The organism is Acetobacter senegalensis, assembly GCF_001580995.1.
Taxonomy (GTDB): Bacteria; Pseudomonadota; Alphaproteobacteria; order Acetobacterales; family Acetobacteraceae; genus Acetobacter; species Acetobacter senegalensis.
In genome coordinates, this window is the sequence record NZ_LHZU01000108.1 from 1 (window position 1) to 22,604 (window position 22,604).

Below are 22,604 nucleotides of genomic sequence, written 5' to 3' on the forward strand. Positions count from 1 at the left end.
GCCCACGCCCACGCCCACGCCCACGCCCACGCCCACGCCCATGCCCATGCCCATGCCCACGCCGTTCCGACAGCCCCATCGCTCCTCTGCGCAGGGTTGCGACACATATCGGCGCTACTGTTCCACCCAGCCCCAGTGTGTTTACCTTTCCCTCAGGGGCTTCTCTCCCGTGCATAATCTGAGGATGAGTGGCAGGGCAGGGGCTGTTTTGCTCACCCCGGCGGCAGAGCAGCGGCCTTTCGTGCATGGTTTTTCACGCAAAGGGGAAGTGAAGGGAACCTTGCGTAGGGGGTGTGCATTCATGTATGGTACACATATCTCCCAACCGTGTTTTGCAGAACTGTAGAGCACCATGAAAGCAGGAATGACCCACTCACCCTTCTGGATGACCCTTGCATTGGCTTGCGGGCTTTCGCTCGGTCAGGCCCATGCCGCCGCCAAAACGGTGTATTTTCCTCACAACGTAGAAAACAAGCATATGGCGGGCACGCTTGAAGGTCCGCAGACGGCTGAATACCAGCTTGCGCTGCATCAGGGGCAGGAACTGTCCATCCTGTGCCATTCCCGCAAACGGAGCGTGTCTTTCTTCGTCAAGGACCCGGCGGGCCATCTGCTCTATACCACGGCGGATGGTGGCTTGCGGAACCACCCCTTGCATGACCACTGGCACGGCCTTGTGCCGGAAAACGGTAATTATACGGTCGGCGTCTTTCTGCACCATGGCGCGGCGCAAAAAGGGCAGAATGCGTTCTACAAGCTTAATCTGAGCGTCCATTAGGCCCAGCCATCTTTTCAAATACCCCATAGGCGTATGCGCACCTTGATTGTCTTCAGTTAAGGTGCGCAGGGCGTTTGTTCCTCCGCAGTGTCCTGCTGCCATGCCCTGGCAGAAGCGGACTTCCGCAGCCGTGTGTGATACATCGCCCGGCACGCGGCTTCTTTTTTGAGAGAGGCTGTTGGTGCGCAGAGGAGCGGGGAAAGTATGGAAAAATCTTTCAAAACCATGCTGGACAGGGCGAATGAAAGTGTAGCTGTCAAAATGACCATGCTGTTTGGCAGCATCTGGTGCGTTTATGTGTTTTTCCTGTTCTCTCTTGTGCCGGTTCTTGTTCCGGCATGGCAGAATACTCTGCTTTATATCAGCAACTGTATTCAGCTTGTGGCGTTACCAGCATTGATGGTGGGCAATGCCGTGCTCAGCCGTGGGGCGGACCGCCGCGCTGCGGAGGACCATCAGGCGCTGCTTGAAATCCTTTCAGATGTTCGGGAAGAACTGGCAGACCTGCGGGCCAAAACGGCAGGGCTGGCGCAAAGCACATCTGCCGCACTTGCCCGGCCCCAGATGGAGAATGTCTCCATTTCTGACCAGACGTTTATGGATGTGAATGAAAAGGGCGGAGAAACGCCCGACTAGGCTCCGGCCAGTAGAGAAAGAGGGCAGAGAAAAACATGCGTGATCAGGCGGCCCCGGCAGTAGCATTTCTTTCTCTGTTCCGGGGTGGAGGTGCGGCAGCATGACCTCCCTGGGCCTGTTCGCCATCGTCATCACCCTTTCCACAGTTTTTGGCATTATCAACCACAGGCTTTTGCGTCTGCCGCTTACGGTTGGGGTGCTGGTCATCTCCCTTCTGGTTTCGGGCGTGCTTGTGCTGGCAGATGTGTTTCTGCCGTGGCGCGGGGCCCATATGGCCCACCAGCTTCTGGCCCAGATTGATATGCCCACCAGTGTTATGCAGGGCGCACTGGCGTTTTTGCTGTTTGCCGGGGCGCTGGGGGTGGATATGCACTACCTCCTGCTGCGCAAATTTTCGGTTATCGCACTGGCTATTCTGGGCACGCTGCTGGCGGTTATTCTGTTTGCCGGGGGCATATGGGGCGTGTTCCATCTGGTGGGGCTTTCCGTCTCCCCGGCGTGGTGTGTGGTGCTGGGGGCCATCCTTGCCCCAACTGACCCCATTTCCGTTGTGGGCATGCTGCGCAGGTTGGGGCTGCCGGGGCAGGTGCAGGCCCTTTTTGCTGGTGAAAGCCTGCTGAATGATGGCGTGGGCGTGGTTATCTTTACCGTTGCCCTTGGCGTGGCGCATGAGGATCATCCGGCTTCCGTCCTGCATCTGGCGGAGGCGTTTGCGCTGGAGGCAGGCGGAGGTGTTCTGCTGGGCCTTGTGTGTGGCTGGCTGGCCGTGCGCGCCATCCGGCTGGTGAAAGACCCTCACCTTGAACTGTTTATCTCGCTGGCCCTGTGCAGTGGCGTGTACAGCCTGGCGGGCGCATGGGGGCTTTCAGGCCCCATTGCGGTTGTCATGGCCGGGTTCATGGTGGCGGCCCCGCGCACGCAGGCCATGATTTCCCCTACAGGCCGGAAGGATATGCGGCTGTTCTGGGGGCTGGTGGACGAGATCCTGAACATCATGCTGTTTGTGCTGATAGGGTTTCAGGTGCTCAATGTTGCCTTCAACGTGCCGTTGCTGATGGCCATGGCGCTGGCGGTGCCGCTCTCCATTCTGGCGCGGGGGCTGAGTGTGCTGCTGGCCATGCTGCCCCTTTATGTCAGCCAGCAGGACCGTATGGGCGTTCTGGCCGTGTTGACATGGGGCGGCCTGCGCGGGGGTATTTCCGTGTCTCTGGCGCTCAGCCTGCCAGAAGGCCCCATGCGCGACATCTTGATGGGAGTCTGTTATGCGGTGGTCGTGTTTACCATTCTTGTGCAGGGGCTAAGCATCGGCCCCGTGGTGCGCAAATTCCATTCTTCTGAACAGGAAAGCTCTGCCTGATGCTCATGCGGCCTACCGCCCGCTTCCGTCTGCTTACGTCTGCGGTTCTCTCCAGCGTCGCGCTTGCGGGTGACATATCGGGTTTTCCCGGCATGGCGCTGGCGGCGGCACAGCCAGCGGCATCCGGTGCCGCATCTGCCGCCACACAGGGTTCGGCTGGGTCCGCATCTGCTGAGGCCGCATCTGGTGCCGCTGCTCCCACGCGGTCTTATGGGGGATCTTCCGTCACGTCCGCGGCTTCATCCTCTGGGGCGGTTCCATCAGCGGCGTCCTCTTCCAGCGGGCAGGGCACGCCTTCTACAGCGGCAGTAAGCGCGCAGGGTGATCAGGCCGCCTCACCAGCCGGGGCCGCAAGAGCCGGGCAGGCAGCGGTTAGGCCCGCACACAGGCACGGGTATGCGGCACGGAACGGGAGCATACGTCAGCCGGCGCGTTCTGCTCAGGCACGGCAAGCACCTCCCGGTTCGGCTCAGGCGGAGGGCGTGGAACATGTGGAGGTTACGGCAGATCCCGTGGCCCTGCATGCTGGCGGCGGGATGATCCGCCCGCAGACAGTGCCGCAATCCGTCAGTGTGATTGGTTCGGATTACATCGCCCGGCAGGCGCCTTCCGCCACGGCGTATGATCTGGTGTCCGTCCTGCCGGGGGCCAACGTGTCCTCATCTGATCCGCTGGGTTTTTCTCCCCAGACCAATATCTCGGTGCGTGGGCTGAACGGGGATGCCATTGGGTACGTGCTGGAAGGCATGCCGCTGAATGATATTGCCTATTATACCGGCTACCCCAGCCAGTTTGCCGATAGCGAGAATTATGAAAGCGTGGCGCTGGCGCAGGGATCAGCAGATATTGAAAGCCCCGTGCTGAATGCCGCTGGCGGGCTGATGAACCTGCGGTTCCGCACTCCGGCAGAAAAAGCCGGGGGGATGGTGAATGTCTCCTACGGGTCTTATGACACCAACCGCGAATTCATTCGGCTGGATAGCGGCGAGATTGGCAAGACGGGCCTGCGCGGGTTTGTGTCCTATTCCCACGGTGCTGCGGATAACTGGCGCGGCCCCGGACGGGATGAACGCCAGCATGTGGATTTCAAGCTGCTCAAAACATGGGGTAGGCAGAACAGCGTAGCGCTGCTGGGCTCGTGGAATCAGGCCATAGACAGCTATTACCCGCAGGCCACCAAGGAAAGCTGGGCGGAGGATGGCATTCACGGCGCAAATAACCTTGCCCGGCATTATAATCTGCAAAATGACGCACAGGGCACGGATTACTGGCGGCTTTATCGCCAGCCTGAACGCACACTGTATCTGGCGGCCCCGGTTGAATTGCATATGGCCCATGGGCTGACATGGCGTACAACCCCATATGCACAGGGCGCTTATGGCAACGCACCCGGGGGCACCACCATCCCCACATCCGGGTTGTGGAACGGCAACCAGCTTCTGCCGGACAGCTTCACACTGCCCAGCACGCAGGATGGCATGGCTACCGTACGGGCGGATTATACCCAGCGCAGCTATCGCTCCGGCTTTACCACGGCTCTGGAATGGCGGCATGGCGCGAACACGCTGACCGCAGGCTACTGGTATGATTATTCCGATGATGCCGAGTATCAGAGCTTCACACCTGTCAGTGAAAACGGCAACGCCCGTGACATATGGGGCGGCAGCCACGGCACATCCCTCACGCTGGCGGATGGCAGCCTGTTCCGGGCGGTGAACAACCATACCATTTCCCAGACCAACGCCCTGTTTGTGAGCGACAGCCTCTCCCTGCTGCATGATAAACTCCTGCTCTCCGCCGGGTTCAAGGAGGTCATGCTTACGCGCAACGGCACCAACGCCATGCCCGGGGCGGCCTATCACGCCAACACCAACACGGCGGTGCCGCTGCCGCGTCTGGCCGTGCGGTATCAGATCACGCCGCACCATCAGGTGTTTTTCAATACCACAACCAATTTCCGCACCCCGGCGGAAACAGCGCTCTACAGCGCGTATGATCCTCAGTCTGGCGCGTTGAGCACGCAGGGTGCCACCAACGTCAAAAACGAATATTCCATTTCTGAAGAACTGGGCTACCGTTATGCGGATGATCTGCTGGTGGGTAGCCTCACGCTGTTCAACTACAATTTTACAAACCGCCAGATTGAAACACTGGGGGTTATCAATGGCTCCTATGTGTCCTCCACCCTCAACGCGGGCGGTCAGACCTCGCGCGGTGTGGATGTAGAACTGGGCCTGCGCCCGTGGCACCATTTCAGCCCCTACGTATCTGGTGAATATTTGCACGCCACCATTGATAATGATCTCATGTCTGGCGGTGATCTGTTACCCACACGCGGCAAACGGGCCGTGCGCAGCCCCACGCTTCAGGCTGCTGCCGGGCTGACCTATGATGATGGTCATGCCTTTGGCGTGTTCACGGTCAAATATACCGGGCACCAGTACGCTACCTTCATGAATGATGAACGCATGCCCGATTACGTAACGGCCAACATGGCCGTGGGATATCGGTTCAATGATGCCTCATTCCTGCATCGGCCCGAACTGCGCATGAATTTTATCAATATCACCAACCAGCATTACCTCTCCGGCGTGGCGGACCCCACATCAAACGCCAAGGACACAACAGGCCGTTATGGCACCACCATAGCGGGTGAAAGCCCTGATTATTACATTGGCGGAGGATTTGCCGCCCTGTTCACGGCATCAACCGGGTTCTAGGCGTGGCGGAGAAACCACACGCACCCGGAACAGGCCGTACCAACACCGGCCCAACCGGAGCGGAACAGAAAAACGCTGATAGCCTGAGGGAAAACGCGGAGGAGCAGGCCAAGCCTTCAGTAGCGCCGCAGAAAGCAACGCCTGAGCACGGCTCCTCACATCCTGCCCACGTGCAGGGTGCCAGTGCAGACAAACCCAGCGCGGAGGAGAGAGAGCGGGAGTCCACTGCCGAGGATCATGCCCAGCCCGGCCAGTTTGGCGTGCATGGTGTGCAAACCAAACGGGACTGGCCCTGCCTTACCCTTGCAGAAGTGCAGTCCGTTCTGGCCCATTATCCTTCCGCTCCTTCCGCTGTGCGGATTGTGTGGCACAGCATGCGCCCCTTTTCCGCAGCGGCGCGTGTGCTTGTCTCGCCACCGGATGCAGTGGCGGAGGGGGACAACAGGGCGCATACGTTCAGCCAGATTGCCGAACATGACGTCAGTTTGCCTCAGCCAGAAGCCGCCTTTATTCTCAAACGGCATCACGCCAGCCTGCGCACTGTTGCCGCGCTGGAGGAAGAGCATGCCTTCATGCAGCATCTGGCGGCCAAAGATGTACCTGTCTGCCTGCCAGTGGCAACGCGCTCCGGCCATACGGCACTGGCGCAGGGAGAGTGGACCTATGAACTGTTTCCACCTGCCCCCGGCCAGGATGACTATCGGGATGTGATGTCCTGGAAGCCTTATCACTCTACTGCTCATGCCCGCGCTGCCGGGCAGGCGCTGGGCCGCCTGCATCTGGCGGCATCTGATTATGCTGCACCATCTCGTGGAGAGGGGACCGTGCCCGCCCCACAAAGGCAGGGCACGAAGACGCAGGCGGAAAATGCCTCAGGGAAAGATGATTTTTCACAAGGTATGGCTGTGCCTGCCGGTAGGCCGCTGACATCGAGCATGAACGCCCTTGGCCAGTCAGATCTGCTCCCCGCATTGCGACAATGGGTAAAGGAGCAACCCGGTCTGGCGGAACAACTTGCACCCCATACGTGGGAGGACGATGTGCAGGCTGTGCTTACGCCATTTCACACTGTGTTGCGCCCGCTGCTCCCCCATATTCGTTCCTGCTGGGGGCATGGAGACTGGCACGGTTCCAATCTGTTCTGGCAAAAGCCGGAAGAAACGAAAACAGAAGCCAAGGTGTCCTGCATTCTGGATTTTGGCATGGCTGAGCGCACCTGCGTTCCGTTTGATCTGGCCGTGGCCATAGAACGCAGCATGATCGACTGGCTGGACCTTTCCCGCTCCCATGGGGTGGTAGCCTACGCGCAGCTTGAGGCATTTTTGCAAGGATACCATGCCACGCACCCTCTTGATGCCGCGGAATGGGCGCAACTGGTGGCGTTCCTGCCGTTGGTGCATGTGGAATTTGCGCTTTCGGAAGTCGCTTATTTTGGCACACTTTTGCAGGATCATGCCTCGGCCGATGTTGCCTATGCTGATTATCTTCTGGGTCATGCCCGCTGGTTCGCCGGGCCGGAGGGGCAGGCGCTGCTGGACTGGCTGACCCGGTATGCGGCCCATGTTTTGCCCGCTACCGACGTGGCTGCTTCTTCTGCATCGGAGCATCGTCCCCATGCCTGAAAGGCAGCGTCAGGCCCCTCTCCGATTGAACGGGAGAAAACAGGCTTGGTGGAATTGTGCTATGCCATATTTTCAAAAGATATTGTTAGAAGAGCCTCGTTTTTACCCTGCTTTGATGGGTTTCCTGCCAGTTTTTACAGTGCGGGGTTGGGCAATGGCGTGTGAGCAACACAGGACATTCCCTGCATGAGCCCGCTTGAAATCGCTGCGGTGGTCGCCAGCGCGCTGGGCGTCTGGCTTACGGGCCGCCGCATCATGCTGTGCTGGCCCATTATGCTGATAGCCTCCGTGTTGTATGGCGTGGTGTTCTGGCAGGCGCGTTTGTATGCAGATACCGCCTTGCAAGCTGTGTTTGCCACATTGTCCCTCTATGGCTGGTGGCGGTGGCTGCGCGGCGTGGAGGAGAAAGGGGCAGTCACCATCATGCCTCTTTCCAACGCAGCACTATGTTACGGGCTGGCTGCAAGCGCTGCCGGAGGCATGGCGCTGGGCCTGTTGCTTCGCGCCACAACGGATGATCCCATGCCGCTGCTGGATGCTCTGCTCAGCGCCTACAGTATTCTGGGCCAGATCTGGATGGCCCGCCGCTATCTGGCAAACTGGTGGGTCTGGATTGTGGTGGATACGCTCTACACTGGTCTTTTTCTGGTGCGCGAACTCTATCTTACCGCCGCACTCTACGCCGCGTTTGTGGTGCTGGCAGCCGCAGGGCTGCGGCAGTGGCGCAGGGCAGGCACCATGGCAGGCTACAGACGCGACTGAAAACCCCTCCAGGTTCGCGCACATCCCCACATCCCCCAGTCCTGTTCTTCTGCTATGCTCCCACCGTCGCCACTCGTGCGGGAGCGTGGATAGAAACCACCGCGCGCCATTACGCGCGGCCAGTCCTGCCAGTCACTCCCTCCCTATGCGAGAGTATGGCTGGAACCGCCAGTTCATAGGCTGTTCCGCTCCGCTTTGTGCGGATCTGTAACCGGGGGAGGGAGAGCCTTGTCATGCGGCTGCGGTGGCGGGCGCGTTCTCTCCCTCTGTGGGTAGTCGTCTTGTGTTTTCAGGAAAACACGACTGTCCGGCGGCCGTTCAGCATCACGCGTTGTTCCACATGCAGTTTTACTGCGCGGGCCAGAACTTGAGATTCAACGCCCCGGCCTGTGGCAATGTAGTCCTCGGGGGAGAGATTGTGGGTGACGCGGGCGGTTTCCTGCTCGATGATCGGGCCTTCGTCCAGATCAGCGGTGACATAATGGGCTGTGGCCCCAATCAGCTTTACCCCACGGGCATAGGCCTGATGGTAAGGGCGCGCGCCTTTGAAAGAGGGCAGGAAGGAGTGATGGATGTTGATGATCCGTCCGCTCATGTCAGCGGAAAGGCTGTCAGAAAGCACCTGCATGTAGCGGGCCAGAACAATCAGGGCGGCCCCTGTGTCTTTCACCAATGCCCGTAGCTTGTCTTCCTGTTCTGTTTTGTTTTCTTTGGTCACAGGCCAGTAATAATACGGAATACCTGCCTGCGCGGCAGTCTGGGCGCTGTCCTGATGGTTGGAGACAATGGCGACAATTTCAGCCCGCAGCCAGTTGACGCGCACCTGATACAGAAGGTTGAGCAGCGCGTGATCAAACCGGGACACCATGATGATGATGCGCGGCAGCACGCTGGCGTCATGCAGGCGCATGGCCATGCCAAATTCTGCCGCCACGGGGTTCAGGCAGCGCTCCATTTCCGCAAGGCTGTTGGTGCGCGGGGCCACAAAAGCCAACCGCATGAACAGCGTGCCGGTGTCCGGGTCACTGAACTGGTGGGTTTCCGCGATATTGGCCCCTTTTTCAGCCAGCACGGAGGAGATGGCCGCCACAATGCCGGGGCGGTCCGGGCAGGAAAAGGTGAGAATGAAGTGCATGGACCCCTGTGGTTATCCTCATCTGAGTGACGCGTGCTGGCCCGCCAAGTGCGGAAAGAGCGGCCAGGGCGCAGAATGTGGGCTCTCTTGTGCCAAGCCGTGCGCCAGTCTGCAACTGGGTGGCGGATAACGCTTGACAAAACCAAAGCCTGCAAAAATCACCCGTCAGGGTGTGGATGAGTTGGCGTTTGTTCGACTCGTCACACTTTCGCCACGTCAAGCCTGTTTTGGGTGGACTCCGCATGAAAAGCCATAACCCGCAGAAAACTGCCATTTTCTCTGTGTTGAAGTGTGACAGAACCATGACTCTTATCCACAGAAACCGGGGATAGGGTGTGGGAAAACTCTGTGGATAGTTTTCTCCCACTCAGGCGTACGGCCTGTTTCTGACACGTTTCCCGGTTTGTTCTTTTGCTCGGCCAGAAGAACTCGAAAGGCTCGATAGAGACAAAAACACCCGCCGCGCGGCCAAAACGGCTCGGGCGACAGGGTTGCGCCAGCCGGTGGATTTTTCCTGCTTGGTGCCCGCTGCTCGCGCGAGTGTGAGGTACGGGACTCTGCGCCCATTTGGTTAAAAAAGGGGGTGAAAACTCTGCTGGTGTGGTGGCGAGGGACTTTGACAGCAGCAAAGGCCAAGCATGAAGGCACGATGATGCGGGCGCATCGGGATGAAAGGCCAACGCATGCAGCCCACGGACCCACCTGACAGATTTTTCACTCCGTCTCCAAGCCTGGACTGTTCTGAAACAACCAGAAAAAGGAAATGCCGATGTCGGGAAATCTTTATTTCAAAGGAGCCGTAACAGGTCGGATTGCCCGGTTTTTTGAGATATTCAGGGCGCAGAAGCATGTGGGGTTGAAGACGTTCTGGCTGCCCCTCCTGCTGTGCCTTGCGGCTTATGCTGCTGCGGAAAGAGCAATCATAAGCGCCGAAATGGCTGTGTATTTTTATGCGTTTACTGTGCTGCTGGCTGGTATCCGACGCGGCCTGGCGGAGGGCTTTACAAAGCCGGTGCTGCCTGCGGTGCAAGGTGGTGCAATTGGCGCGCTGAGTATTGTTTTTCTGGCGCTAAGCCATCCCTTTCTGTCCGTTCATCAGGAAACACTCACGCTTATGGCGTGGGCTAGGGTCTTGGCAGAATCTGTGCTGATCGGGATGAACCTGTTTTTTTACGGGTATGTCTATGCAGGGGGGCTGAGTGAGATTTTCCTCACTACGGAAGTGCAGTGGATCAAAGGGGCGCCACGTCGCCGGGTTATTCATAAAATTGTCCGCGTGGCCATGCACACGGAGAAGCTGGAAGGCTTGCCAACCGCGCAGGCGATGATTGTGTATGCCCTGTGGGGGATCGCTATTATTTTTGGCCTCTTCCTCCGGAAATACATCAACAGCCTGTCTTTCCTGCCTCACTGAGTTCCGGGGCGGTTGAATAACGTCGGCTAAACTGAGTGCGCATGTGTGTTTTTGCTGAGAGAGTGAGGGCTTTTGGGCTCGTGGCAGGCTTTCAACGCTGTTTATGAAGCCTTGAAATGCCTGCCATTTTACTGCGGAGGATGGTCGCTTCCTAACTCTCTTGCAGGGAGGATAGATAGGACGCCAGCACAACGGCCTCATTATGTTCGGTGTCGCGGGCACCGTAGAGCAAGGTGACTGGTCCCTTTTGGGCAAGGTCCAAAATCTGGCGCACGCAGTCCGGGTTCTGGGCAAGTTCTGCCCTGTAACGGCGCTGAAAGTCGTCCCACCGGGCGGGAGCATGGCCGAACCACTGGCGCAGGGCGGTGCTGGGGGCAATGTCCTTCAGCCACAGCGTCAGGTGTGCGCGTTCCTTGCTGACACCGCGCGGCCAGAGCCGATCCACCAGAACGCGTGCGCCATCGTCAGGCAGGGGGTCTTCGTACACGCGGCGAATGCGCACCGGCCCGCCAGCGCTGTGTGAGGAATGGGCGTGTGGCATGGCATATCTTCCTTGTTGCAAAACCTGAACAGTGGGGTGTGCCCCTGCGGCGTGAAGACAATAAGACATGTGACAAAGGAGAGGGCAGCCCACGCGAAGCTGGCTCGGGGTGAGCAGGTGACAGTCTGTTTGAGACGGAGGGAGTGGCTCGGCCGACCCGGCATTTGCGGTTCCCCGCTCCAGCCCGATTGACCCACGCTCTCCCTTAATGATGCAGGCCCGTATTTTCCCGTTCCGGCAAGGCAGACCCATGTTGCGCTGAAATGCGGGGCAGGGGCTGCCTTTCGCGGTCAGGTCAGGCGGCGCAGAGCGTATCTTCCACGGTGGTGGCCGGGCCGAATACCTCATGCCGCAGGCGGTTTTCCGGAACGCCCGCCGCTTTCAGGCCGGAGATCATGTCCTGCATGAAGCCTTCTGGCCCGCAGATGTAATACACGGCGTCTGGCGCAGTATTGGCGCGCACCCACTCCACAGTCACGCGGCCCTGATGGGCGGTTGTGCCAGCAGTCTGCTCAGCCGGGAGCGGCCCGTGACTGTAGAACACATCGGCTTTGATAGCCCCTTTGGCCGCAAGGGCGCGGATATGGGGGCCGAAGGCTTCGGTCTGGGCGGAGTGCGTGCCGTGGATGTAGTGCAGGCCGGAAGCCGCGCCTGTTTGTGCCCCAATGTCTGCGGTCAGTGTATCCACCATGGACTGGAAAGGCGTCAGCCCCACGCCAGCGCTCAGCAGCACAATGGGGGCGGCAACAGGCGTGGGCAGAATGAAGGATCCGGCAGGGGCGGATACCAGAAGCTCCGTGCCCACAACCGCGCTGTCATGCAGCCAGTTGGAGACAAGCCCCTCAGGCTGACGGCGCACGCTGATACGGTAGCCTTTCTGGCTGGGTGCTGAGGAAATGCTGTAGTTCCGCCGCTGGGAGCCCTGTTTCGGCACGGTGATGTTGAAGCTGAGATACTGGCCCGGTTTGTGCGGCAGCACAGGTTTGCCATCAGTTGGTTCCAGATCAAAGGACATCACGGTTTCGCTCTCCGCCACGCGGTTGCGGATGGTAAAGGTGCGCCAGCCGGTCCAGCCGCCGGGGGCGTCCGCGTTGGCGGTGTAAAGCTGGGCTTCCCGGTTGATCAGCACGTCGGCCAGAAACTGATAGCCCTTTGCCCACGCATCCATGATCTCCGGCGTGGCGGCATCGCCCAGCACATGCTTGATGGCCCCCAGCAGGGCAGTGCCCACATGCGGGTAGTGTTCGGGCAGAATGTTCAGGCCCACATGTTTTTCCGCAATGCGTTCCACCATGCCGCCCAGCTTGCCCAGATCATTGATGTTGCGGGCATACATCAGCACGGCCAGCGCCAGCGCCGTGGGCTGTTCTCCATTTTTCTGGTGCGACCGATTGAACAGCGCGCTGATGGCAGGGTCTGCCAGCAGGCGGGCATACATCTCCCGCGTGATGTCCAGCCCGTGTGCCTCAAGGGCGGGCACGCAGGCGGTGATGATAGCGCGGGTGGTGTCGTCAAGCTGGGGAGCCATAGGAGTCTGTACCTTTAAAGATGTAAATTACATACATCTTATTGAGCGCTGGAAAAAAGATGTCAAGGTGATGTATCTTTACGCATGCGTCTGACCCTTTACACAGATTACGCCCTGCGCACGCTGCTCTATCTGGGCGTGCATGCAGACCGCCGTGTCTCCATACGGGAGGTGGCGGAGGCCTATGGCATTTCAGAAAACCATCTGGTGAAGGTGATCCATCACCTCGGCCGGGGCGGCTTTGTGGATACGCTGCGGGGCCGGGGCGGTGGCCTGATGCTGGCCCGTCCTGCCGATCAGATCAATGTGGGGGATGTGGTGCGCCACACGGAGGAAGACATGGCCCTTGTGGGCTGCATGTCGCCTCTTCCTCCCGGCATGGGGCCGGGGTCCAGATCTGCCGTGGCGGCCGCAGGTGGGGGAGGCAAACGGGCCTCCTTGGCGGCGCTTGCAGGTAGCGCGGCACGCGGGAAGTCCTCGCCGCGGGGTATGGCGGCGGGTGGGGCCACCAGTGCCGGTTCTGCCGCAGGGGAGGGGCGTTCGGGTTCGGCAGGCGGATGCCTTCTGGCCAATGCCTGCCACTTGCGCGGCGTGCTGGGTGAGGCGCTGGGGGCGTTCATGACCGTGCTGGACGCCCGCACCCTGGCGGACCTTTTAACCCCCTATGAACGAAAAGTTCTGACCCAGGCAGGCCCCGCCGAGGCCCCGGTTGACGCGCCAAAAACTGCGGAAAAAGTGGTCTGATCTCTACCCGGGTGGCCGTGCGGGGCGGACACATGCGGAAAAAACACGGGAAACGGTATTAAAAACAAACCCTTCTTCCTCTATGCAACGGGCGGCTTAACTCAGAAGGTCTGTCCGTTTCCTCATGCTGCATTTCACGCCTGACTCACCGCTTTCCATCGCCATGCTGGCTCTCTGTGGCGTTCTGGTGTGCGTGTTCGAGTTCGTGAACGGCTTTCATGATACCGCCAATGCGGTGGCAACGGTTATTTACACGCGCTCCCTGCGGCCTGCCATGGCGGTGGTGCTTTCCGGCATCATGAACTTTTTTGGGGTGCTGGCCGGCGGGCTGAGTGTTGCATATGCGTTGGTGGAACTGCTGCCGCCTGATGCGCTCTCCCCACCAGATGGCGCGCCTGCCGTGCCCATGTTGCTGGCCCTGTTTGGCACGGCGCTGGCATGGAATCTGTTCACGTGGCGGGCGGGTATTCCCAATTCCAGCTCTCATTGTGTGATCGGGGCCATTGTGGGGGTGGCCATTGCGGACTCCTTCCTGCACGGCCGCCATCTGGGCGATGGAGTAGACTGGCAGCAGGTGACAAAGGTGCTGGAGGCACTGGCGTTTTCCCCAGTGCTGGGGCTGATTGGGGCAGGGCTTCTGTACGGGCTGATGCGGGCAGTAGTGAAAGACCCGGCCCTGTATCAACCGCCGCCCGAGGGCGATGCCCCACCGCGCGGCTGGGTGCGCTGGCTGTTGGTGGGCACCTGTAGCGCTGTCAGTTTCTCCCACGGCAGTAATGATGGGCAGAAGAGCATCGGTTTGATCATGCTTACGGTGGTCGGTCTGTGGCCCGCCCTCTATGCGCTCAACCCGCAGCAGGCGCACCGGCTGCCGCTGCCTGTTGAACACGCCATACAGATGCAGCAGATTCTGGACCAGTATGACCATGACGGCCTGCGTGCGGATGCTCTGGCCGCTGCCGCCCGCCTGCGCGCCCAGAGTGAAGCCGCGACAGGCCAGAGGATGGATGCGCCAGCGCCCCTACTGAACGGCGCAGATCAGACAAGCAAAAATGCCCCAGCAGACTCACAAACGGAAGTAATCGGCACGCAGGGAACCGCGCAGCAACAGGCGGTTCTTGGCGATGCGGCTGATGTGTCTCCCGTAGTGCAGCGGGGAGATGTGTTTCAGGTTGTGGCGGGGCTGAAGAAGGTGACGCATCAGGCCGCCGTGCCTGCATCAGTCAAGGCGACGGCCAAAGCCTTGCAGACGGAGTTGAAGCCGGTGGTGGAATTTGCGCCATGGTGGGTGCGCCTGCTGAGCGCGGCCTGCCTGAGCCTTGGCACCATGATTGGCTACCAGCGGATTGTGCGCACACTGGGCGAAAAAATTGGCCGTACACACCTGACCCCAGCCCAAGGGGCCTCGGCTGAACTGGTGGGGGCCGGGCTTATTCTTACCGCCGGTTATACGGGGCTGCCGGTCAGCACCACGCATATTGTTACCGCAGGGATTGCGGGCAGCATGCTTGGCTCCGGCAGTGGGGTGCAGCGCGGCATGGTGGGCCGCATTGTGCTGGCATGGCTGGCCACGCTGCCGGTTACCATTATTCTGGCCGCTCTGTTGTTCTACGTGCTGAGCCTGTAAGCCGCAGCGTCTGCTCTCTCCCTCAACATTCTTCCGTGATGCTTTCCGGCTGATCTTTCATAGCGGCTTTTGCGGCATGCTGGGCTGCGGTCACGCGGTCCAGAAGGTCAGCGTGTTCTATGCCCCAGTGGTAAAGCATCTCGATGGGTTCAATGAATTTCTGACCCATTTCTGTCAGGCTGTATTCCACAACGGGCGGCATGATCTGCTGCACCGTGCGGGCTATGAGGCCCGCCCGTTCAAGTTCGCGCAGGGTTTGCGTCATCATCTTTTTGGAAAGATCGGGGATACTGCGTAGCAGGTGGCCGGGGCGGGAGGAGCCACCCAGCAGATGCAACGTATGCAACACCATGGTGGTCCATTTGCCGTTGAACAGCCGCAACAGGCGGCGCGGGGCACAGTGCTCGTCAAACGGGGCGGTGCGGTAGGCGGCGGGAAGTTCTGGCATGGCGGTATAGGAACCTTTTGGTATCCGGGGCACAAAAGAGTGCCGTATTGTGAGATCAGAGGCAAGTCGCCATTCTCTGTTCAGGCCCGGCGTGCCGGCATTGGCTGGCGCGGGTATTCTGAGTGTTGCAATAGGGAAAAACCAATATGGCACATCGTGCTCTTGTGGTCGGTTCAACCGGTATCATCGGGCAGGCGCTGACCAACCGTCTGCTGGCGGAAGGATGGGTGGTTCACGGTCTGGCCCGCACCCCACGGCAGGACGGCGGCAGTCTGCCCGTGGCGGCGGATCTGCTGAACGTGGAGGCCCTGCGCACCGCTCTGGTGGATGTGCGCCCAACCCACGTGTTTTTCTGCACATGGACACGCCGCGCTACGGAGCGTGAAAACTGCATTGCCAACGCGGCCATGGTGCGCAACGTGTTTGACGCCCTGCCAGCACCAGCGGACATTGCCCATGCCGCCCTTGTAACCGGCCTTAAACACTATCTTGGCCCGTTTGAAGCCTATGCCAAAGGGGCCGCGCCAGAAACGCCTTTCCGTGAATCCATGCCCCGGCTGGATGTGGAAAATTTCTATTACACGCAGGAAGATGAACTCTACCTGGCCGCAGAAAAACACGGTTTTACATGGAGCGTGCATCGACCCCATACCGTGATTGGCTACGCCATTGGCAATGTGATGAACATGGCTAGCACGCTTGCTGTGTATGCCACGCTCTGCCGGGAGACAGGCCGTCCGTTCGTGTTTCCCGGTTCTGCCGTGCAGTGGCATGGTCTGACCGATGTAACGGATGCGCGCCAGCTTTCCGCGCATCTGCTGTGGGCCGCAACATCCGCCGCCGGACGGAATGAGGCTTTCAATGTGGTCAACGGGGATGTGTTCCGCTGGAAATGGCTCTGGCCCCAGATTGCGGCATGGTTTGGCATCGAAGCAGCCCCCATGCCCGCGGAAACAACGCCACTTGAACCCCGCATGGCTGGCGAGGCCGCAACCTGGGCGGAGTTCAGCGCCAGACACACGCTGCGCGAGCCTGATCTGGCCCGTCTTGCCTCTGCCTGGCACACGGATGCCGATCTGGGCCGCCCTGTGGAATGTGTAACGGATATGACCAAAAGCCGCCTGGCCGGTTTCACCCGTTATCAGGCCACTCCTGCGTCTTTCTTTGATGTGTTTGAACGCCTGCGGGCGGAACGCTTCATTCCGTAAGACGCAACCTGTGCCCGCCTGAATACGTGTTGCATTGCTCGCCTGAAACGAAGTGGGCACATTTTGATGTGAAGCAGAAAAGCGACGATAAATTTCAGTAAACGCACGCTGATATAAGGCAATGCGGAGAGGGAGGCACTGTGCACCGGCAGGGCGGAGAGCGTCAGGTCTGTCCTGTTGAAAGAACTGTTTCCCAGTCTCCCTGTCTGCCAAAATGCCATTCCGCTGAGGCGCGAATGGTGTGCGATGCTCGACCGCTAACGGTGTGATGGCGGGCTGTGCCTGTCGTCCGCTTTCGGCTCAGGCTCCGTGCTTTTGCGTGGGGGGCAGTTTGTCCGGGCTGGTGCTGGCGGCTTCAAAAGGATGAGGAAGCAGAGGGCGACCTCACAAACAAAAACAGGCACGGAACCATCGGGGCGGAGGGCTACCCCGGATGGTCCGTGCCTGTGGAAAGGTGCCCGTTTTTGAAGGGGGCTTTAGAAAAAGAACGTTAGCCTTGTTTCTGTACTTTCCAGCCGGTTTCCTGCAGGCGGAAGGAGAGCAGAATAGCAATCACAATCCCGACCACCAGCGGCAGGAAGGCGCGGTGGAACAGGGTCATGCTGTCCGTATCGCCGCCAGACATCAGGGCGGACACCAGCGGAGACATAACGCCTGTTGTGCCGAACACCAGAAAGTTCATGACGCCTGCAGCCGTGCCTTTGACTTCCGGCGGGTTCACTTCCTTCATGGAGGAGAACGGGATCATGGCAGCCCCGGAGGCAATGCCCATGACCAGCGCCACGGAGTAGCGGGGCAGAACACCAACCGGCACATATAGCGCGCAGAGGGATGCGGCCAGCAGCACCAGCGCGCCAACAATCAGCACGGGCTTACGGCGGCCGATCTTGTCAGAAATCCAGCCAAGCAGCGGGCAGCCAATCACCCAGCCAATGGGCACCATGGAAACATCAGATGCGGCAAAAGCCATGGTCACATGCTCACCTTTGTTGAGCATGGAAGCGCCCCAGCCCAGTGCGCCAATGGTGGTGGGCACAAACAGCAGGCCGCCAATAATCCCGGCAAACCAGCTTTGCGGGTTGCTGAAGATGATGCGGAACGGCTTGAGCAGGTTGGCAGCGGAAAGATGGCCATGGTGGGCGGCGCTATCACCTGAATCGCGCGGCATGACAAACCATGTGGCAATGGCCAGACACACGCCAATCACGCCAAAACCCAGCCAGACTGTCTGCCATGGAATATGAAAGGAGCCATTGGGGTCAATCAGAATACGGGTGGGTTTGGACCCGAAAGCCGCCCCCGCCATGCCAAGGCACTGCGTAAGCCCCACAAACAGGGCCAGCGTGCGGGCAGGCAGATAACGCGCCGCCACGTAGGATGACCCAACAAACGCGCAGATGGCCCCCAGCGCCTGAATGACATAGCCGCCAATGCCTGCGGCCACACTGCCCTGCGCAAAGATAAGGCAGCCAACACTGGTAATGGCAATTCCAACCGGCATGGTGGCGTGCGCGCCATAACGGTCAAGCAACACACCCACGGCCAGCGCGGCCAGTGCGTACACAATGTAATAGGAAGCAATCATCAGCCCCAGATGGCTGTTGCCCCAGGCCTGTGTCAGCTCATCCTGCATAATGCCGGGGGCAGAGCGGATGGCGTATTGATAGAAGTAGAATAACGCACACAAAAACCACGCCAGCACATAAAGCGGCTGTATTTTTTGCGGCTGGCCAGCCTGCGCACTGTTCGGCAACGGCGTGGTGTTGGGCGTTTTGGAAGCCGACATGAAAAATTCCGGTATTTCAGCGGGGATGCCCCCATGCCCCGCCAGCGGCGGGAGCATGGGCACAGCCGGTTAAGTTATTTTGCAGGCGGACGGCCGTTTGCTGCGGCCACGTGGCGGCCCCAGGAAATCAGTTCCGGCGTGCAGTCATCACGCGGGATCACGCATTCAATCAGGGTGGGGCCTTCCTTGTTGTCCAGCGCCACTTTTACGGCATCAGCCAGTTCGCCCGCCGTGGTGGCGCGCAGACCCTTGCCTTTGCCATCTTCCGCATTGAACGCGCTGATAATGCCAGCGTAGTCCCAGTTCTTGATGTTGTTGTACGGGCCATCATGAATTTCAACTTCAATGGTGTACCCGGCATTGTTGATCAGGAAGATGATCACCGGCAGCTTGCGGCGGATCATCTGTGCCACTTCCTGCGCGGTCAGCTGGAAGGAGCCATCACCCACCATCAGAATGGTGCGGCGTTCCGGTGCACCTACGGCGTAACCAAACGCTGCGGGAACGGACCAGCCAATGTGCCCCCACTGCATTTCAAATTCCACACGGGCACCGCGCGGCAGTTTGGTGCGCACCACGTTGAACCAGGAATCCCCGGTTTCACCAACAATGGTGGTGTCAGGCGTGACAATACCCTGCAGGGCGTGCTGGATATCAGCGCGGGTCAGTTTGTCATCGCCGCTGCCAACGGTTTCCGTAATGGTGCCGTTGTGAACACGCTTGTACTGAACCAGCGTGGAATCTTTCTTCGGCTTGTTCTTGAAGTGCTCGGCTAGCGCTTCCAGCAGTTCCTTCAGGTGGATGTTGTCAAAGGAATAGCCGTGCAGTTTGGTAATGTTCTTGTCCAGCACCGCCACGTTCGGGCCTTTGGGCCATGCGGTCCAGCCTTCTGTGGAGTAATCATTGAAGATGGGGGCCAGAGCGATAATGCTGTCTGTCCAGTTGAAGATTTCATTCACGCCGGGGGTCGAGGCGCTGCCCCAGTAGGTGCCCACATAGCCGGGGTGATCTTCAGGGAAGAAGCTTTTGGCCGCGGCCATGGTGGCCACAACGCAACCCAGAGCATCCGCCAGTTTGATGGCGGCTTCTTCCGCACCGGCGGCGCGCAGGCGGCTGCCGATCAGGATGGCGGGTTTTTCATGCTTTTCAATGAAGGCTGCCACGGCTGCCACGGCGGCATCCAGCGTGTCCTTGTTGGACGGACGCTCATCCAGCACGGCGCTGATGGGGCCGGGGGCGGCGCAGGGCTGTGCGGAAATGTTGCACGCAATTTCAATGTAAGCCGGTTTCTTTTCACGCAGCGCGGTGCGGATGGCGTGGTCGATCTTTTCCGGCGCATCTTCGGCTGAGGTGATGGAAACAGCAGCACAGGTCAGCTTTTCTGCAATTTCCAACTGGTAACCATAATGCGGCACGCCAATGGTGTGGTGCAGAATGTGGCCGCTGCCGTGATCGTTCGAGTTCGGTGCGCCAGAGATCAGAATAACCGGCAGGTTTTCAGCATTTGCGCCACCAATGGCGTTCAGTGCGGAAAACGCGCCAACGTTGAAGGTGACAACCGCGGCACCTGCGCCGTTTGCACGGGCATAGCCTTCTGCGGAGAAACCGCAGTTCAGTTCGTTACAGCAGTAAACCTGTTCACAATCCTTGTTCATCAGAAGCTGGTCAAGCAGCACAAGGTTGTAATCACCCGCTACGGCAAAGTGGTGTTTGAGCCCGATCTGGGAGAGACGTTCGGCAAGATAGGTGCCTACAGTATAAGACATGTTTTTCTTTCTCCTTGGTGGATGATCGTGAGATCCCACTTACTGGAACGGAAGATACCGGAAGGTAACGTAAACCGTGTTGCCCTCTGTTGTGGGGTAAACACTGTTTCCGGCACCATCATTGCCCCGGAAGGCAAATTTCCGAATATAGGTATATTGCAGGCCAGCCATTACACTGCCGTAGTGGCCCTGCATGAAGTGCCACCATCCCCCTGCGGTCAGGGATGCGAGGGTGCGCGTCTGGGCGTTACAGGTGCCGAACTCAATATCGCACCCACCCAGATCCAGATCTGTCACGCCATAGCCATACTGGTGGCCATCAGCCCCCATGTACCGCTTGCGTCCTGCCGTTTCCACACCGCCATAGGTATAGAGCAGCACGGAGGAGGTGGGATGCCCGATCAACCCCAGAGAACCCATCATTTCCGGCACGGGGGAAAGCTGGCCGCGGCCATTGAAGGTGGTATCTGGCAGCAGGGTTGGGCCGTAGCGGCCAATGCCATCCCCGGCCAGAACATTGCCTGCCAGTTGCAGTTTTTTGGTGCCCAGCGGCATGGTCATGCCCGCGCCAACACCGCCGCCAAAGGTGGTGTGTTTCTTGGTGGTGGAGGCACCGGGCGCCACAGAAAGAGACCGGAACCAGCGCGCCAGACCGAACACTTCATAATGCCCGAAGGAGGTATCCGCCGCCCCTTTCACAATAATGTCAGGCACCGGGTTATCGGTATATTGCGTGGCGGAATTGAGCAGAACGCCACCCGCGTTGGAATAATACACCCGTGCGCCATGGGCCTGCCCGTAAGCGGCTGGCAATGTATCGCCCGACGCAATGGAGGAGGAGAACCCGACAGTTGCCTGCGGGTCTTCAATGGAAAGGCCCAGCCAGTATTTCTGGTTCCAGTCCTTGCCAATGCGGATCTGCGGCACACGGGTAAAGCTGATACCCGGAATCTGGTTGTTGTCCGTTACGGCGGGAAGCTGTTCCTGCCGGGGCAGAATGCCTTTGGCGTAGTTGGTGGCAAGGCTCCATGCCTGCCCCATCAGCAGATGAAAGCCCCAGTCTTTTTCCGTAAAGGTGAAGTAGCCCTGCCGCATGCGGGGGGTGTACCCGCTGATCTGCACGCTGTTACTGGTGCCCGCAGCGCCTGCGAAGTCACTTTCCACATAAGCCTGCAGCCGCACGGATTTGGAGGGATTGGCCTCCATCAGCACGGACATACGGCTAAGCTGTGCCGAAAGCCGTTCTTCATCCAGCCCGTGGTTGGGGCTGTTGGCGTACGGAAAATTGCCCCATGCCGTGGCGGGGCCGCTGCTCATGTTGGAACTGCGCCAGATGTTGGAGAGTTCAACAAACCCACCAAGGCGCACGGAAATGCCGCCAATGCTGAAAATGGGCGGCAGTGTATCCACCGCCGTCTGGGTAATGGCCTGTGGGCTGGATGAAGAAAGATCAATATTAGAACTGGTCTTTTGCGGATCATCCGCTTCAGGCATCCATTGAAACCCCAGCGGGCCACCGCCTGCGGTCTGGGATTTGAACGGAAGCCCGGCTGTTGCCGTGCGCGGGGGCGCCATATCTGGCGAAAACCGGATGGACGGATCAACCGGCCCGGAGGAAAGGCCCTGCGGTTGAGCCGTAAACCCGCCATTGCGCGCCGTTATGGTGTTGGTGGAACCCACATGCCCCGCACGGGTGGAGGCAGTGCGTGTTTTGGGGAGTCCCTGCTTGTGGGCCTGACGCTGTTCTATGGCCTCCACCTGTGCGGCCAGCCTGCGCATCTGCGCCTTGATGGCCGCCAGTTCCTGTGCATCATCCGCCCAGCCCAGAACGGGTTTGTTAAACATGCAGAAAATGGCAGTGCCAATCAGCAACCGGGTTTCCAGCTTTTTCTTGCTAGTCCTGTTTTGTGAAACGGCAGAGGTCACGCCTGATCCTTCGGGAATGTACTCTTGCAAAAGAGAGTGAGGTCTGTCTGACGGTGTTTGGCGGGCAGAGACATTGATCTGAATCAATGATTACAAAACGGTAATTATAACAAAAAAGACATCTAGCCCCTATCTATCGGTTTTTCTAAAAAATATTGCCCACACAACAGATATTAAAGTTTTATTTAAGAAGGAAATGCGGTTGCGTTTGTGGCAACACACCGTGGCAAGCACGTTTCCCTTCACTTTTTGTAATGTTATCCCATACGTTCCGGTTTTGACAGAAAAAAATGACACATCTGTCAGAAAATGGGGAAGGGCAGACCGTACCCTCAAAAACCTGAACGGAAAGGGTGCGCAAAAAGCCACCACGCGAAGGCTGGCTGGGACGGTGAGCGGCCAGACACGGCGAACCGGAAGGCAGGATGCTCCACCTTTGGGTGTACACCCATGGCAACCATCCCCCTCCCCAGAAAGGCGCGCAACGTCGCGCAGAAAAAAGTGCGACAGACGGACCTGAGCGATCCTTCAATCGCCCACCATGGTGCTACGGAACACTCTTACAGAATGCGGGAAAAAGGCGAAAATCTCTTCATCAGGACGAGA

At 59.2% G+C, this 22,604-nt stretch carries 17 protein-coding genes; 10 read left to right on the top strand and 7 right to left on the bottom strand.

Going from position 1 to position 22,604, the window contains the following annotated elements; translation table 11 throughout:
- The first annotated feature begins 364 nt into the window (after positions 1 to 364).
- The 6 genes from AD948_RS04175 (at position 365) to pnuC (ending at position 7,875) form a co-directional block, all read left to right on the top strand.
- The gene (locus tag AD948_RS04175; protein WP_140385805.1) at positions 365 to 778 is read left to right on the top strand and encodes a hypothetical protein; all 414 of its coding nucleotides are present in this window, start codon (positions 365 to 367) and stop codon (positions 776 to 778) included.
- A 204-nt stretch (positions 779 to 982) separates the two neighbouring features.
- Complete coding sequence (locus AD948_RS04180; RefSeq protein WP_006559390.1) at positions 983 to 1,414, top strand: hypothetical protein; 432 nt, start codon at positions 983 to 985, stop codon at positions 1,412 to 1,414.
- 100 nt (positions 1,415 to 1,514) lie between these two features.
- Positions 1,515 to 2,771 (top strand): cation:proton antiporter, encoded by a 1,257-nt coding sequence (locus tag AD948_RS04185; protein WP_006559389.1) that lies wholly within the window; start codon positions 1,515 to 1,517, stop codon positions 2,769 to 2,771.
- The gene (locus AD948_RS04190; protein WP_061470858.1) at positions 2,771 to 5,491 is read left to right on the top strand and encodes a TonB-dependent receptor; all 2,721 of its coding nucleotides are present in this window, start codon (positions 2,771 to 2,773) and stop codon (positions 5,489 to 5,491) included. The genes AD948_RS04185 and AD948_RS04190 overlap by 1 nt, the downstream gene beginning before the upstream one ends.
- 2 nt (positions 5,492 to 5,493) lie before the next feature.
- Positions 5,494 to 7,113, top strand: a complete 1,620-nt coding sequence (locus tag AD948_RS04195; RefSeq protein ID WP_061470859.1) for a phosphotransferase enzyme family protein — start codon at positions 5,494 to 5,496, stop codon at positions 7,111 to 7,113.
- A gap of 186 nt (positions 7,114 to 7,299) precedes the next feature.
- Positions 7,300 to 7,875 (top strand): nicotinamide riboside transporter PnuC, encoded by a 576-nt coding sequence (gene pnuC, locus AD948_RS04200; RefSeq protein WP_061470860.1) that lies wholly within the window; start codon positions 7,300 to 7,302, stop codon positions 7,873 to 7,875.
- A 289-nt stretch (positions 7,876 to 8,164) separates the two neighbouring features.
- On the opposite strand, the gene purU is transcribed toward pnuC, so the two are convergent.
- A complete protein-coding gene (gene purU / locus AD948_RS04205; RefSeq protein ID WP_058987253.1) occupies positions 8,165 to 9,010 on the bottom strand; it encodes a formyltetrahydrofolate deformylase in 846 nt (281 codons plus the stop codon).
- 769 nt (positions 9,011 to 9,779) lie between these two features.
- Between purU and AD948_RS04210 the strand changes: the two genes are divergently transcribed.
- Positions 9,780 to 10,424: a hypothetical protein gene (locus AD948_RS04210; protein ID WP_061470861.1), complete on the top strand. Its 645-nt coding sequence runs from the start codon at positions 9,780 to 9,782 to the stop codon at positions 10,422 to 10,424.
- Between the two features lie 151 nt (positions 10,425 to 10,575).
- On the opposite strand, the gene AD948_RS04215 is transcribed toward AD948_RS04210, so the two are convergent.
- Both AD948_RS04215 and hmpA read right to left on the bottom strand, forming a co-directional pair.
- On the bottom strand, positions 10,576 to 10,965 hold the full coding sequence (locus tag AD948_RS04215; protein ID WP_061470862.1) for a DUF488 domain-containing protein: 390 nt from the start codon (positions 10,963 to 10,965) through the stop codon (positions 10,576 to 10,578).
- Between the two features lie 295 nt (positions 10,966 to 11,260).
- Complete coding sequence (gene hmpA, locus AD948_RS04220; RefSeq protein WP_061470863.1) at positions 11,261 to 12,493, bottom strand: NO-inducible flavohemoprotein; 1,233 nt, start codon at positions 12,491 to 12,493, stop codon at positions 11,261 to 11,263.
- Between the two features lie 84 nt (positions 12,494 to 12,577).
- Between hmpA and AD948_RS04225 the strand changes: the two genes are divergently transcribed.
- Positions 12,578 to 13,237 carry an RrF2 family transcriptional regulator gene (locus AD948_RS04225; protein ID WP_061470864.1) on the top strand — a complete coding sequence of 220 codons (660 nt, stop codon included), beginning with the start codon at positions 12,578 to 12,580 and terminating at the stop codon, positions 13,235 to 13,237.
- 124 nt (positions 13,238 to 13,361) lie between these two features.
- A complete protein-coding gene (locus AD948_RS04230; protein WP_061470865.1) occupies positions 13,362 to 14,864 on the top strand; it encodes an inorganic phosphate transporter in 1,503 nt (500 codons plus the stop codon).
- A gap of 22 nt (positions 14,865 to 14,886) precedes the next feature.
- Here AD948_RS04230 and AD948_RS04235 read toward each other — a convergent pair whose 3' ends face one another.
- Positions 14,887 to 15,465 carry a winged helix-turn-helix transcriptional regulator gene (locus AD948_RS04235; protein ID WP_248845915.1) on the bottom strand — a complete coding sequence of 193 codons (579 nt, stop codon included), beginning with the start codon at positions 15,463 to 15,465 and terminating at the stop codon, positions 14,887 to 14,889.
- On the opposite strand from AD948_RS04235, the gene AD948_RS04240 reads away from it, so the two are divergent.
- Entirely contained in the window at positions 15,459 to 16,520 is a 1,062-nt protein-coding gene (locus AD948_RS04240; protein WP_061470867.1) for an SDR family oxidoreductase, read from the top strand. The genes AD948_RS04235 and AD948_RS04240 overlap by 7 nt on opposite strands.
- Before the next feature lie 490 nt (positions 16,521 to 17,010).
- On the opposite strand, the gene AD948_RS04245 is transcribed toward AD948_RS04240, so the two are convergent.
- From AD948_RS04245 to AD948_RS04255, 3 genes are all read right to left on the bottom strand, one after another.
- A complete protein-coding gene (locus tag AD948_RS04245) occupies positions 17,011 to 18,306 on the bottom strand; it encodes an MFS transporter (protein ID WP_058989100.1) in 1,296 nt (431 codons plus the stop codon).
- Between the two features lie 74 nt (positions 18,307 to 18,380).
- The gene (locus tag AD948_RS04250; protein ID WP_006559524.1) at positions 18,381 to 20,072 is read right to left on the bottom strand and encodes an alpha-keto acid decarboxylase family protein; all 1,692 of its coding nucleotides are present in this window, start codon (positions 20,070 to 20,072) and stop codon (positions 18,381 to 18,383) included.
- 39 nt (positions 20,073 to 20,111) lie between these two features.
- Entirely contained in the window at positions 20,112 to 21,917 is a 1,806-nt protein-coding gene (locus AD948_RS04255; protein WP_231948480.1) for a hypothetical protein, read from the bottom strand.
- Positions 21,918 to 22,604 lie beyond the last annotated feature (687 nt).